Origin of the sequence: Rheinheimera sp. UJ63 (assembly GCF_021568285.1) — a bacterium.
Classification (GTDB): Bacteria; Pseudomonadota; Gammaproteobacteria; order Enterobacterales; family Alteromonadaceae; genus Alishewanella; species Alishewanella maricola.
Window position 1 is genome coordinate 758144 of sequence record NZ_JAKGTQ010000002.1, and the last position, 12679, is coordinate 770822.

The 12679-nt window shown below is 44.6% G+C and carries 10 protein-coding genes; 8 read left to right on the forward strand and 2 right to left on the reverse strand.

Annotated features, from left to right (window positions below; genetic code table 11):
* Nucleotides 1-2 precede the first annotated feature (2 nt).
* The 3 genes from L1N97_RS09510 (at nt 3) to L1N97_RS09520 (ending at nt 2972) form a co-directional block, all read left to right on the forward strand.
* The gene (locus L1N97_RS09510; RefSeq protein WP_236129619.1) at nt 3-647 is read left to right on the forward strand and encodes a bifunctional 4-hydroxy-2-oxoglutarate aldolase/2-dehydro-3-deoxy-phosphogluconate aldolase; all 645 of its coding nucleotides are present in this window, start codon (nt 3-5) and stop codon (nt 645-647) included.
* Between the two features lie 137 nt (nt 648-784).
* Nucleotides 785-2380, forward strand: a complete 1596-nt coding sequence (locus tag L1N97_RS09515; RefSeq protein WP_236129620.1) for an ABC-F family ATPase — start codon at nt 785-787, stop codon at nt 2378-2380.
* A gap of 124 nt (nt 2381-2504) precedes the next feature.
* Nucleotides 2505-2972 (forward strand): Dps family protein, encoded by a 468-nt coding sequence (locus L1N97_RS09520; protein ID WP_226752215.1) that lies wholly within the window; start codon nt 2505-2507, stop codon nt 2970-2972.
* A gap of 71 nt (nt 2973-3043) precedes the next feature.
* On the opposite strand, the gene L1N97_RS09525 is transcribed toward L1N97_RS09520, so the two are convergent.
* On the reverse strand, nt 3044-3181 hold the full coding sequence (locus L1N97_RS09525; RefSeq protein ID WP_236129621.1) for a hypothetical protein: 138 nt from the start codon (nt 3179-3181) through the stop codon (nt 3044-3046).
* Between L1N97_RS09525 and nhaD the strand changes: the two genes are divergently transcribed.
* The 3 genes from nhaD to L1N97_RS09540 all read left to right on the forward strand — a co-directional run bounded on the left by nhaD (nt 3180) and on the right by L1N97_RS09540 (nt 7409).
* On the forward strand, nt 3180-4625 hold the full coding sequence (gene nhaD / locus L1N97_RS09530) for a sodium:proton antiporter NhaD (protein WP_236129622.1): 1446 nt from the start codon (nt 3180-3182) through the stop codon (nt 4623-4625). The genes L1N97_RS09525 and nhaD overlap by 2 nt on opposite strands.
* Nucleotides 4626-4815: 190 nt before the next feature.
* A complete protein-coding gene (locus L1N97_RS09535; protein ID WP_229585661.1) occupies nt 4816-5661 on the forward strand; it encodes an HDOD domain-containing protein in 846 nt (281 codons plus the stop codon).
* A gap of 50 nt (nt 5662-5711) precedes the next feature.
* Nucleotides 5712-7409 (forward strand): NAD-dependent malic enzyme, encoded by a 1698-nt coding sequence (locus tag L1N97_RS09540; RefSeq protein WP_236129623.1) that lies wholly within the window; start codon nt 5712-5714, stop codon nt 7407-7409.
* Nucleotides 7410-7558: 149 nt separating this feature from the next.
* Here L1N97_RS09540 and L1N97_RS09545 read toward each other — a convergent pair whose 3' ends face one another.
* Nucleotides 7559-10543 carry a ligand-binding sensor domain-containing diguanylate cyclase gene (locus tag L1N97_RS09545; RefSeq protein WP_236129624.1) on the reverse strand — a complete coding sequence of 995 codons (2985 nt, stop codon included), beginning with the start codon at nt 10541-10543 and terminating at the stop codon, nt 7559-7561.
* 386 nt (nt 10544-10929) lie between these two features.
* Between L1N97_RS09545 and L1N97_RS09550 the strand changes: the two genes are divergently transcribed.
* Complete coding sequence (locus L1N97_RS09550) at nt 10930-11898, forward strand: endonuclease (protein ID WP_236129625.1); 969 nt, start codon at nt 10930-10932, stop codon at nt 11896-11898.
* A 62-nt stretch (nt 11899-11960) separates the two neighbouring features.
* Nucleotides 11961-12641, forward strand: coding sequence for a tellurite resistance TerB family protein (locus L1N97_RS09555; protein WP_229585657.1), 681 nt, complete (start codon nt 11961-11963; stop codon nt 12639-12641).
* Nucleotides 12642-12679: the final 38 nt, after the last annotated feature.

The following is a 12679-nucleotide window of genomic DNA, read 5'->3' on the forward strand; positions in this document are numbered from 1 at the left end:
TTATGGCATTTTCTAATTGGCAACTACAACCATCGGTGTTGTTTGCTATGGGTCCTGTAGTTCCAGTAATCGTTATTAAAGATATTAATGACGCTGTTCCGTTAGCCAAAGCATTAATTGCCGGTGGTATTAAGGTGTTAGAAGTGACATTGCGCACTCCTCAAGCCTTAGCGGCCATTAAACGTTTAGCTGAAGAAGTGCCAGAGGCCGTTGTTGGTGCCGGTACGGTGACCACTGCAGAACAATTAGCCCAAGTCATTGCAGCAGGTGCAAAATTTGCAATCAGCCCAGGGTTAACCGAAAACTTGTTAATTGCCGCCAAAGAATCCAGTATTCCGCTGATCCCCGGCATTGCCACCATTTCAGAGTTAATGCAAGGCACCGTATTAGGCTATACCCACTTTAAATTTTTCCCTGCAGAAGCTGCCGGGGGCGTGAAGAACTTAAAATCAATTTATGGTCCTTTCGCCGATATTCGTTTTTGTCCTACTGGTGGTATTAACGAGAAAAACTATAATGATTACCTGGCACTACCGAATGTAAGTTGTGTTGGCGGTTCATGGATAGTACCTGATAGCGCAGTCGATGCTAAAGACTGGGCGACCATTACCGCGCTAACGGCTAAAGCCGTCGCCGAGGCAAAATAAGGTAACAACAAACCGGCTTAGGCCGGTTTGTTGTTTTAAGCACATTTAAAAGCACAGTGCTTTTGAGTTTTACCGACAAAACGCGTATAGTACCGCACCATTTTTAGCTGTATTAACCCTGTAACGGACCCTTTTCTGTGATTTCAACCAATAACATTACCATGCAGTTCGGCGCTAAGCCGTTGTTTGAAAATATTTCGATTAAATTTGGCGATGGCAATCGTTATGGTTTGATCGGCGCGAACGGCTGCGGCAAGTCGACATTCATGAAGATTTTAAGTCGCGAGCTTGAACCTAGCGCGGGTAATGTTTTTGTAGAGCCTAACTTTCGCGTAGCAAAACTGCATCAAGATCAATTCGCTTTTGAAAAGTACACCGTTATTGATACGGTGATCATGGGGCATGCAGAGCTATGGTCGGTGAAGTCAGAACGCGATCGTATTTATGCCGAGCCTGAAATGACTGAAGAAGATGGCATGAAAGTCGCCGATCTGGAAGTCGCTTTTGGTGAGATGGATGGCTACTCTGCTGAATCGCGGGCCAGTGAATTATTATTAGGCGTGGGGATCCCGATTGAACAGCATTATGGTTTGATGTCGTCAGTCGCGCCAGGCTTCAAATTACGTGTGTTATTGGCCCAAGTGTTGTTTGCTGATCCCGATATCATGTTACTAGACGAACCTACCAACAACTTGGATATTAATACGATCCGTTGGTTAGAGAACGTGTTGGCTGAACGTAATTCCACCATGGTCATCATCTCGCACGATAGACACTTCTTAAACAGCGTCTGTACGCATATGGCTGATTTAGACTACGGCGAGTTACGCGTATTCCCGGGCAACTATGATGAATACATGACGGCCGCCACGCAAACACGTGAGCGTTTGTTATCGGATAATGCCAAGAAAAAAGCGCAAATTGCCGAACTCCAAACGTTCGTCAGCCGCTTTTCTGCCAATGCGTCAAAAGCACGACAAGCCACCAGTCGCGCTAAACAAATTGATAAAATTCAGTTAGAAGAAGTAAAAGCTTCTAGTCGTGTTAATCCGTTTATTCGTTTTGAACAGCAAAAACAACTGTATCGTTTAGCGTTAGAAGTGGAAGACTTAAGCAAAAGCTTTGGTGAATTACAACTATTACGCAAGTTAAAAATGACCATCGAAGTCGGTGAAAAGGTCGCCATCCTCGGCCCGAACGGTATCGGTAAATCAACCCTGTTAAAGTGTTTAGTGGGTGATCTCAAACTGGATAGCGGTACGGTTAAATGGTCTGAAAACGTCTGTATTGGTTACTATGCGCAAGATCATGCGCATGAATTTGCAACTGACATGACGTTGTTCGATTGGATGAGCCAATGGAAACAACCCTCAGATGACGAGCAAGCGATTCGTGGTGTTTTAGGCCGTTTATTATTCTCACAAGATGACATCAAAAAGTCCGTAAAAGTGTTATCGGGTGGTGAGCAAGGCCGCATGTTTTTCGGTAAACTGATGTTATTAAGACCGAACATTCTGGTGATGGATGAACCGACTAACCACTTAGATATGGAGTCGATCGAGTCACTTAACTTAGCCTTAGAGCATTACAAAGGGACCTTGTTGTTTGTCAGTCATGACCGTGAGTTTGTTTCTTCGTTAGCCAGCCGTATTATCGAAATCACCGACAAAGGGATGAGTAACTTTGCCGGTAGTTACGAAGAGTATCTGGCGCAACAACTCGCCTTACAATAACGTTTTAACGGCTGGCATAAGCTGATTTTGTTATGCCAGCCCTTGATCTCATTTATTTTGCCTCCATGTCACTGTTAATAGGCTAAAATTTTTTGTGCATTAACAGTTAAACCCAGGAGAGAAAATGAAGATCAATATAGGTATTGAAGAAGAACAGCGTAAAGCCATTGCTCATGGTTTATCGGTATTACTGGCAGATACTTATACGCTGTATCTGAAAACACATAATTATCATTGGAATGTTACGGGTCCCATGTTTCAAACCCTGCATACATTATTTGAAACCCAGTACACCGAGTTAGCGATTGCCGTAGATGATATCGCCGAGCGGATCCGGGCTTTAGGTGAATTTGCGCCAGGCTCTTATAAAGCTTATGCCGGTTTAACCAGTTTAAAAGAGGCAGACGGTATTCCAACAGCGGAAGAGATGATCAAAGACTTAGTCAAAGGCCAAGAAGCGATTGCCAAGACTGCTCGCTCTATTGTGCCTGTGGCAGACGGCGCTTCAGATGAAGTGACGCTGGATCTGCTGACGCAGCGTATGACAGTACATGAAAAAAATGCGTGGATGTTACGTAGCTTAGTGGCTTAATCTGCCCATCTTCACCTGTAATTAAAGGAGCCTGCGGCTCCTTTTTTTATGTCTAAAAAGTAAACTTTGGTCTAATTTTGCAATTTGTCGTGGAAATCCGCTAATTCATCTGGCATTCTGGCCATCCAGAAGTGCAATACTTTATTAACTGAAATTGGCTGATCCAACATGGATCTGTTTGAAAACTCAACCCGAATAGGTTTATGCATGCAAAAGATCCTTTCTGTTTTCTGCTGTACCCTGCTGTTATTACTTACCCCTTCAGCCTTTGCGGCAGCAGCTGGGCACCTAGAACTGACACAATCGATGGTTGGCTATGTGTGTATCGGTATTTTCGTTATCGCTTATGCACTGGTGATGGGCGAAGAAAAACTGCATATGCGCAAATCCAAGCCCGTATTAGTCGCGGCCGGTTTGATTTGGATGTTAATTGGTTGGGTTTATATTCAGCAAGGGCAACCCGAAGTCACGCAGGTGGCATTTCGGCATAATTTGCTCGAATTTGCTGAGTTAATGCTATTTTTATTAGTGGCGATGACCTACATCAATGCAATGGAAGAGCGGCGTTTATTTGATGCGTTACGTTCTTGGATGATAAAAAAGGGCTTCAGTTATCAAAACCTGTTCTGGATCACCGGCTTTTTATCCTTCTTTATCTCACCGGTAGCCGATAACCTGACCACTGCTTTGCTGATGTGTGCTGTGGTGATGAAAGTGGCCGAAGGCGATAAAAAGTTTATCAATTTATGCTGCGTCAATATTGTGGTCGCCGCTAACGCTGGGGGCGCTTTTAGTCCGTTTGGTGACATCACTACGCTGATGGTGTGGCAAGCTGGTTTATTACATTTTCAAGAATTCTTTGCACTATTTATCCCATCCTTAGTCAATTTCTTAGTCCCGGCCTTAGTGATGAGTTTCTTTGTCGAAAAACGTCAACCCAGTGCGTTATTAGAAGAAGTGGAATTAAAGCGCGGTGCACTGCGTATCGTGAGTTTATTTCTCATCACCATTGCCACCGCAGTGAGTTGTCACACCTTCCTGCATTTACCCCCGGTACTGGGCATGATGATGGGCTTGGGTTATTTACAATTTTTTGGCTACTTTTTACGCCAAACATTACCGGGTTCATTGGCGCGCAAAAGAGCAATGGCCGAACGTACCGGCGATGTGGAACGCTTAAAACGTTTAGGCGGCGTAGTGCCGTTTGATGTGTTCAGTCGGGTACAACGCGCTGAGTGGGATACCTTATTGTTTTTTTACGGTGTCGTGATGTGTGTGGGTGGCTTGGGCTTTTTAGGTTATCTCGGCTTGATGTCTGATATTCTGTATACCCAATGGGGCGCGACAAATGCCAATATTGCCTTGGGCGTGATCTCGGCCGTGATCGATAACATTCCGGTGATGTTTGCGGTACTGACCATGCAACCTGAGATGTCACACGGTCAATGGCTATTAATTACCTTAACCGCAGGAGTCGGCGGTAGTTTACTGTCGGTGGGCTCTGCGGCAGGTGTCGCCTTAATGGGCCAAGCCCGAGGTTACTATACCTTTTCTGGGCATTTAAAGTGGGCGCCGGTTATTGCTCTTGGTTATGCCGCGTCAATTGTCACGCATCAATGGATTAATGCCGGTTTATTTGAGATTTATGGTTAAGCTTTTCGCCGCTAACTGTGGGTAAAACATACACAGTTGGCGGTTTTTATCACTCTTTTTGCCTTTCTGCGCTAAAATTCCTAAGTATTTTAGCTAAAACCTTGTAAAATCAAAACTTGGAGTAACACTTAAACTTACCTTAGTGTAGGGTATGTAGTGTCTAAGTGTAGGGTAAAACGGAGAAGGTCGAATGAATGCGTTACAGTATGCGCAAAATGTGCAAGAGCTGTTTTCTTTACCGGATAGTTATTTCCGGGTTAAGGAGCTTATGGATTCAGACACCGCAAATCTTGATGATATTGCCGATGTCATTCTGCTTGATCCGGTATTAACTTCAAAAATTCTAAAACTGGCCAATAGTGCGGTTTATCGTCTGCCTTACCAAGTTGAAACCATCAACAAAGCCTTATTGGTATTGGGTAAAACCCAAGTTTATAACTTGATCCTTAGTATTGGTATTAGTACCGCCTGTAGCAAATTGAACACGCAAGCGATTGACACCGAACGTTTTTGGGAACAAAGCGTTAATGCGGCATTAATTGCTAAATATTTAGCACAGCGTATTGGCTTAAAACATCCCGATCGCTCTTATGTTTCTGGTTTATTACATAATATTGGTGAGTTAGTTGTCGTGCAGCAAAACGCTGAAGTGGCTGCAGCTTGTCAAGAATACACCGATGAAATGAAACCCTGGCAACTACAACAAAAACTGCTTGGCTTTAGCTATGCCGCTTGCGGTGCAGAATTACTGAATATGTGGCAGCTGCCCGATTCAATCGTAGAGCCACTTGCTCTGCAAAATAATACCCATTATGAAGCACGATCACTAGATGTGCTTGTAGTGCATCTTGCTGTACGTTTAGCCTTAGCTAATCAGCACCCTGAGCTTTATAATATGCAAACGCTGGTCGATCCGTACTTATTAGAAGTACTGCAACTGGCGCAGGCGGATTTGATTAAAGCGATCGATTTTTGTAATACCGAAGGCTTGTTCGTGTTGTCCATTTTAAACCCTAGGATCAGCACCATTTATTAAATCAATTTACTGCCATCGACAGGTGGCAGTGGTCATTTTCGGATTAAATCATGTCTGTAACACCATCAAACAAGCGTCCTCTTTACACAGGCTACGCAGGCTCAGCATTACTTGAAACGCCATTATTAAACAAAGGCAGTGCTTTTACCCGAGAAGAGCGCTCAACCTTTAATTTAACCGGTTTACTGCCACCACGTTATGAAACGATTGAAGAGCAGGTCAGTCGTTGTTATTTGCAGTATCGCAGTTTTGATGATGCCATCAACAAACACATTTATTTGCGGGCGATCCAAGATAACAATGAAACCTTGTTTTATCGTTTAGTGCAGCAGCATTTAGAAGAAATGTTGCCCATTATCTATACCCCCACAGTCGGTGATGCCTGTGAGCAATTTTCTGATATTTATCGCAGTTCGCGCGGCTTATTTATCAGTTATGACGATCGCTACAATCTGGACGATGTGCTGCGCAATGCCACTAAAGCGAAAGTTAAAGTTATCGTCGTAACGGATGGTGAGCGGGTGCTAGGTTTAGGTGACCAAGGTATCGGCGGCATGGGTATTTCCATCGGTAAGCTCTCGCTGTATACCGCTTGTGGTGGGATTAGCCCGGCTTATACGTTACCGGTGATGCTGGATGTCGGGACCAATAACGAAAAGCTGTTAAATGATCCGATGTACATGGGCCTGCGGCAAAAACGGGTTGCGCAAGAACAGTATAACGAATTTATTGATTTATTTATTACTGCCGTTAATCGGCGTTGGCCTGATGCGATTATTCAATTTGAAGATTTTGCTCAGCCTAATGCCATGCCGATTTTGCAGCGCTACCGTGAGCAGGTATGTTGTTTTAATGATGATATTCAAGGTACGGCAGCCGTTACCGTGGGTACCTTACTTGCCGCTTGCCGCTCTAAAGACGTGGCGTTGCATCAGCAAAAGGTGGTGTTTGTTGGTGCGGGCTCTGCGGGTTGTGGTATTGCAGAACAAATTATCAGCCAAATGGTCGCAGAAGGTGCAACGGAGCAACAAGCGCGTAGCCAGATTTACATGGTCGACCGTTTTGGTTTATTAACCGAATCGATGCCCGATTTACGTGATTTTCAACAAGCCTTAGTACAACGCAGCGAGGCGATCAGTGATTGGAGCTTCAGTGGTGATTACCCAAGCTTATTGGATGTGATGAACTGTGCACAGCCCACTATCCTGATTGGGGTGTCTGGCCAAGCGGGCTTATTTACCGAGCAAGTGATCCGCGCCATGAAAAAAGGCTGTGACACTCCGATTATTTTCCCATTGAGTAATCCGTCACGTCAGGTCGAAGCCACGCCAGAGCAAGTGATTAATTGGACTGACGGTGACGTGATTATTGCTACGGGGAGTCCTTTTGCCCCCGTGACTTATCAGGGTAAGCAACATCTGATCACCCAATGTAATAACAGCTATATTTTCCCTGGTATCGGTTTAGGCGTGCTGGCTGTAAAAGCCCGTTTGATCAGTGATGACATGCTACGAGCGGCCAGCGAAACCTTAGCGGCGAACTCACCGCTGGCGAATACGGGGCAGGGTGGGTTATTACCAAATTTCACCGCACTGGCAGAGTTAAGTAAGAAGATTGCTTTTGCGGTTGCCAAAGTGGCGATCCAGCAGGGTTTAGCGCTAGAGATAGACGATAACGTGCTACAGCAAAAAATTGAACAAAATTTTTGGCAGCCACAGTATCGTTCCTACCGTCGTGTAAGTAACTAATAGACTCACCATCACGCCGTTAAGCTTAACGTTAGCGGTGTGATGGTTAGCTAAAGCCGGTCTTAATTGGCTATCAAAGCGCGTTTTGCAAGTTTACTTAGTAAAGTCACGTGTTATCAGAATTTATCGCACAATGCAGCACGTGAAGTTTAAGTTAAATTAGTCGGTATAGTGGCGATCACCGCCTGGTTGCGACCATTATTTTTGCCGATATATAATGCCTCATCAGCATACTTTACCCATTGCTGCAGTGAGTTTACAGATAAGGGCAAGCTGGCAATACCCATAGTGGCACTGATGGTGAGTTGTGTGCCCTGATACTTACAACCGTCATTCTGTAATAGCTGTAAAAACTGCTGGCAAAAAACCTTAGCATCCATAGCATTACAATTCGCTAAGGCGAGGACAAACTCTTCGCCACCCCAGCGTCCAACAATATCAGTACCACGAATTCGCTGGCTTAATAACTTGGCAAAATGCTGCAGCATCACATCGCCCGCATTATGACCGTATTGGTCATTGAGCATTTTGAAGTAATCAATATCAATTAATACCAGGCTGACGGCTTGCTTTTCACGGGCAGCATGGGCTAACAGGCGAGAGAAATTCTCAGCAAAGCCATCTCGATTTAATAGATTAGTTAAAGGATCGTGATCGGCCCGATTTTTCAATTGTGCTGCCAGTGATTCTAACTCTTGCGTGCGCTGTTTAACTAAGTCGTGTAAGCGAACATTTTGTCGGCGTAAACTGGCTTCGCGTAACCAAATAATCAGCACAAACAAGGCCAGTAAAGACACAATCAACAACAGCCAGATCCACACAGAATAGTACCAAGGTGCCGCAACACTAAATGTTAAGCGTAAAGGCGCTATGGTGTTAAAACCACGGCTGTTTTGGCCTTCAATTTCTAATTGAAATTTGCCAGGCTTTAAATTGACATAGCGAATTTCACGACTGTTATTCAGTGCTGACCACTGATCAGATAAGCCAATGAGTCGACTACGCGCGCTGTTCAGCTCAGGCTCCCAGTAATCCAATACCGCAAAACGGATAATCAGCTCGTTATAAGAGTAGGGTAATTCCAAGTCTTCACTTATTACGTCAAACTCACGCGTTAAATCCACACCATCAACAATCAACTCGGTAAGCACCAGGCGCGGCGGTTGAAACACCTCTTGTTCTAAATCGTTATTCAGCACCACGGCACCATTGGCGGTCCCAAGCACCATTTCGCCATCAGCAGAAATAGAATAGGCATTACGCTGCATGGTTAAATCGGGTAAGCCATCCGCTAAACCATAACTGATAAAACGCTGTAGTTGAGTATCAAAGCGAGCGGGGCCATTGTTAGTGAGTGCCCAAAGCTGGCCGTGGGCATCAAAAAAGGCACTGTTAATGTAGGGGCTAGGTAATCCTTGTTCCGGCATGTAATGCAGCAAATTGTTATTGGTTTTATCAAATTGCCACAAACCGTATTCAGAGCATAACCACAAGGTGCTGTTATTGTCGGGTAAGGCACAGCCAAACCCATCAATATCATCATGGATCGGCAGAGCAAGCCGAGACCAACGCTCTTGCGCAGCATTGTTAACAAATAAGCCCGAATAGCGACTGGCAGCATACAAAGGTAAACCGTCTTGCACACTTATTTGATGAATTAAATCTCCGTTGATACCGAAAATATCGGTGATAGCCATAACCACATCTTGCGTATCGGGTTGCCAAGTTAACAGCCCTTGTTGCCACAAGCTTAAATAAAAGGTGCCCGTGTGACTGATAAAGAGGTCGGTTACGGCAGTACTATTTATCTTGGCTAAATCAAAGGGGCGTGTTTCTTGGGTAAATTGTTCATCTTTAAAATAGAACAAGCCAACATCGGTAGCGAGCCAAAGCACTTCGTTAGCATCGCTGTAAATCCTAAAGACTTTATGGATCCCAGTTTGCCAGCCAAAATCAAACACTTGCCACTGCTGCTGCGTATCACGACGTAATAACTGATTGGGCGTTGCAAGCCAAAGATTACCCGCTTTGTCATGGTAAACCGCGTTTATGCGTTTTAACGCCGCTTCTTGCAGGGCAGCAGGCATAGTCAGCGCTAATGGTTTAAACACCGAGTGTTGTGCCAAGCCAACAAAGATACCACGATCACGCGTGCCCACCCATAATTGCTTACTGCTGTTCTGATGTAAGCTGCGCACATCGGCATTAGGTAAAAAGTTGTAATTATTACTGTTTTTTAGCCAAGTCAGTGATGGGATATCAAATAAATATAAGCCATCTGAGGCACCCACCCACAGTCTTCCTGGGCTTAGTTCAGCTAAAACATTACCGCGAGGGGTCGGCAAATCTTCTGGCGTTTCCATTTCAGTAAAACACTGGCAAGCCGCCTGGTAAAGAAATAATCCTTGAGAGGAAAGTGCCCAAAGCTGATTATTGATATTCGCAATATTTCGCACTTCTCTAGCGCGATCGGCAACCAACTTATTAAAAGCAGGCAAATCGAGTTGCGTATAAGTTGATAGATCCGCATTAACTTTAACGATACCGTTGGAAGTGGCAAACCAAATCGCATTATCAAACTCGGTGATACCCCAAATGCGCTGGCCATTTAACGGATGGTTGGGCTGGTTTAACGCAAAACGCGTGAGGCGATAAGGTTGCTCAGGGTAAATAATATTGACACCACCTACGGAGCCAATCCAAATACGATCTTGGCTGTCAGAAAATATTTCTTGAACACGATCAGAGGCTAACGCATTGTCATCAGAGCTATCCGCTTTAAAATTAATGCGCTCTTTAGATTGCTGTTTGAGTAAGAGTAAACCTTCACCCCAGCCACCTAGCCACATGTCTCCACGTTCAGTAAACACCATGCGGTTAATATTTAGGCGATTATATTCGTGTGAATCGGGTACCAACCAATTGGTGCTTCTGTAACCATCAAAGCGAATTAAGCCATCTGTATCGCTGGAAAACCACAGTAGACCTTGTTTATCCGCTTTAATGTCGTAAACAGAGGCTTGCCGTGCTAACAGGGGATCATCGATTGGGCTAAAGTGATAATCTAGGGCTAAAACAGTAGGCGAGCAGAGCAGCATCAGGCAGAGATACCCTCTTTTTAAAATATACTGCATGCAGGGGAATACATCCATTTAATCCGACCCGATATGTATACTATAAATATGCCATTCAAACAATGTAAGAATCATCACTGATCTCTAATGTAGCAGATAACTAAAACCGTAAAAAACAAAAAATTATTACTATTAGCAAGTGTTTAAGCATCATTTTTCATCAGCATATCGTGTTTTAAGGAGCAAGCCAAACGCTAATTTCCAATATCGCGCGCCATCATAACGCGCTTCGTTTTAATCTACAAAACTGTTAACATTCTTCCCTAAAGTTGTCTTCGCTCTCTGCTGAGTTCTCTAAGTACAACGTATCGCTGTTTTGTGCAGGCCGTCACAAAATAGGTAGTCAGCTATGCGCGTTCGGCCCGCGCAGTAGAGTCGTTGTCAGTATGAGAACAAGATGGTTATTCGCAAGTGGCTTGTTAGCAAGTTGGCTGTTCAGTGTGATGGCCTTTGCCGCAGAGCCGGCTAATTTTGAACAAGCGAAAGTATTATTAAAGCAGGTGTATCAAGATCAACCACAAACATTTTATTGCGATTGCCCTATCAGCTGGGTAGGACGCAGTGGCGGCAGAGTTGATCATGCTGCCTGCGGTTTTGCAGTTTACTCACCAAAAGGTTTACCCAGTGCCGCCACCTTAGCTCGCGCGGCGCGCTCTGAAGTAGAACATATCATCCCAATCTCATGGGTGGGCAAACAATTACAGTGTTGGCAAAAGGGGGGGAGAAAAAACTGCCAACAAAACGATCCACTGTTTAATCGTATCGAAGCAGATTTATTTAATTTAACTTATGCGGTTGGCCAAATTAATGGTCTGCGCTCTGATCTGCCATTTGGTATGGTTAGCCCAACAATAACGGGGCAATTTGGCCAATGCGACATTAAAATCGATACCCAAAACCGTAAAGTACAGCCGAAAACGACTATTCGTGGCGATATTGCCAGAGTGGCATTTTATATGGCAGACCGTTATAACCTGACACTCAGTCGCCAAGATCAACAATTGTATATGGCGTGGCATTTACAAGATCCGGTATCAGCGATTGAACAACAGCGTCATGATCGTACCGCTGCGCTAACCGGCAGAAGCAATCCCTTTATTTCGGGGGCAGAACAATGGTCACTGGGTTATAAAACAAAAGGGGATGGCCTTGTGGTCAAAGAGCAACTCGCTGCTGCAGCGCCTATCGCCAGCAGGGCAGTTACGCCGATTTATGGTAATCGACGCTCAAAAATCTACCATCGACCTGATTGTCCTAATTATTTAAGTATGGCGGTAAGCAATCGCGTGAGCTTTGATACGGCCTCAGAAGCTGAAGCGCAAGGTTATCGACAAGCAAACAATTGCCCCAAGTAACCCGCCTGAACTTTTAACCGTTAAACACTCTAATAAGTGTCTTAGAGAGGGGGAATGTTGCAATGATTAATAAACATTTTTTAGAAAAGCTGCTGCAATCCGGGCTTGGTAATAACAGCCGTTCTGCAACTAGTGGTGGTGTGAGTGACATGCTAAAAGGAAAAGGCGGTGCCGCCTTGGCCGGTGGTGCTTTAGGGTTGCTATTAGGCAGTAAAAAAGGCCGAAAGCTTGGCGGTAAAGTGTTAACTTACGGTGGCTTAGCCGCGGTTGGCGTACTCGCTTACAAAGCTTATACAAATTGGCAGCAATCTGAGCAGATGCAAACAGCACCTGCGGCACAACCGTTGGAAAATCTCAGTGCTGCAGAGGCCGATGAGCACAGCAAAGCTATTTTAATTGCGTTAATTGCCGCGGCCAAAGCAGATGGTCATATTGATGATCGTGAACGACATATCATTGATAACGAAGTGGCTAAACTGACCGCCGATCAGGCGTTACTGTCTTTTATTGATCAGCAATTACAACAACCTTTAGATCCAGCCAATGTGGCGAAATATGCGACCAGCAGAGACATCGCCGTAGAAATGTTTCTCGCCAGCGTATTGGTAATTGACGAAGAAAGCTTTATGGAGCGCAGTTACCTAAATGAACTTGCCAAGCAATTAGCTTTACCCGAAAGTTTACAAAATGAATTGCAGTACCAAGCAAGACAAGCGCAGCAGCTTACTGCTGCACAAGCTTAATCGTTATCCAGAAACCTAAAAATAAGGCGCTAAACGCT